We start from the raw sequence: 1,354 nt of genomic DNA, 5'->3' as shown, positions 1-1,354 counted from the left end.
GGAGCCATGGCGGAGCCATGGTGACCGACGACAACGCCGCGAGCGTGCGTGCAGGGCGCCGCGGGCCAGGCGAGACTTTGCGGACACGACCTAGGTGTATTGACCCGCAGCGTTGTTGACACGGCTGATGGGTGGGTGTCCGTCGAGTGCGGTGTGGCAGCGGTGGTGGTTGTAGGTGTGGAGGAAGTCTGCCAGGGCCTCGGTCCGCTCGTGGTTCGAGGTGTAGGGCCGCAGGTAGGCCCACTCGTCCAGGAGCGTGCGGTTGAAGCGTTCGACCTTGCCGTTCGTCTGGGGACGGTAGGGGCGGATCTTCCTGTGGGCGATGCCAGCCGTAACCAGGCCCTGGGTGAAGATCTTGGACTTGTAGCAGGCGCCGTTGTCGGTCAGGACGCGTTGGACGGTGATGCCATGCGCGCTGAAGAAGGCGTTTGCCCGTTGCCAGAAGGCAGCGGCGGTGTGTTGGCGTTCGTCGGGCAGGACCTCGCTGTAGGCCAGGCGGGAGTGGTCGTCGACGGCGGAGTGGATGTAGCTGTAGCCGATCACCGGCTTGCAGCTGCGGCGCTCGTGGGTGGTGGCCTGCCGGTTGTGGTCGCCGGCCGTGCGGCCGACGGTTCGCCAGCCGCCGCCGTCGGGGATGTTGCCGAGTTTCTTGATGTCGACGTGGACCAGGTCGCCGGGCTGGTCGTGTTCGTAGCGTCGGATCGGTTCGCCGGTGGGCCGGTCGAGCCAGGCCAGACGGTGCAGGCCGTGCCGGAGAAGGATGCGGTGCACGGTCGAGGCGGGCAGGCCCAGGATCGGGCCGATCCGTGCCGGGCCGAGTTTGCGGTCGGACCGCAGTCGGCAGACCCGGGCCTCGACCGCGGGGGGAGTCCGGTGCGGTGTCGTGCGGGGCCTGCTGGAACGGTCGTGCAGGCCCGCGTTGCCTTCGGTCCGCCAGCGACGGACCCATTTGTGGGCCGTGGGCCGGGATATCCCCATCTCCGCCGCCACATGCGCGACGGGACGGCCCGCCAGGACACGTTCGACCAGGATCCGCCTGCCGTGAACGGTCAGCCGGGCATTACGGTGGGACACGAAGACCTCCGTGCGGTGTAGTCCTAGACACCTCCACCACACCGGAGGTCTTCGCCATGATCAAGACCGCCAAGTGTCAACAACGCTCGTGATCAATACACCTAGGGAGTGTCCGCAAAGTATCGGCGTCCGCCCGGAGGGCGGGGGTCGCGGTGTCCGGTGCGTGCGATCGCAAGGCGGAGGAGGGAGCCATGGCGGAGCCATGGTGACCGACGACAACGCCGCGAGCGTGCGTGCAGGGCGCCGCGGGCCAGGCGAGACTTTGCGGACACGACCTAGG

General features: G+C 68.2%; 1 protein-coding gene. It reads right to left on the bottom strand.

From position 1 onward, the window contains the following. Positions 1 to 90: 90 nt before the first annotated feature. The gene (locus AB0F61_RS34200) at positions 91 to 1,074 is read right to left on the bottom strand and encodes an IS481 family transposase (protein ID WP_357818542.1); all 984 of its coding nucleotides are present in this window, start codon (positions 1,072 to 1,074) and stop codon (positions 91 to 93) included. Positions 1,075 to 1,354 lie beyond the last annotated feature (280 nt).

Origin of the sequence: Micromonospora sp. NPDC023888, assembly GCF_040639415.1 — a bacterium.
GTDB lineage: Bacteria > Actinomycetota > Actinomycetes > Mycobacteriales > Micromonosporaceae > Micromonospora.
Note: the sequence above shows the minus strand (reverse complement) of the source record. Positions and strands in the feature narration are given on the sequence as shown.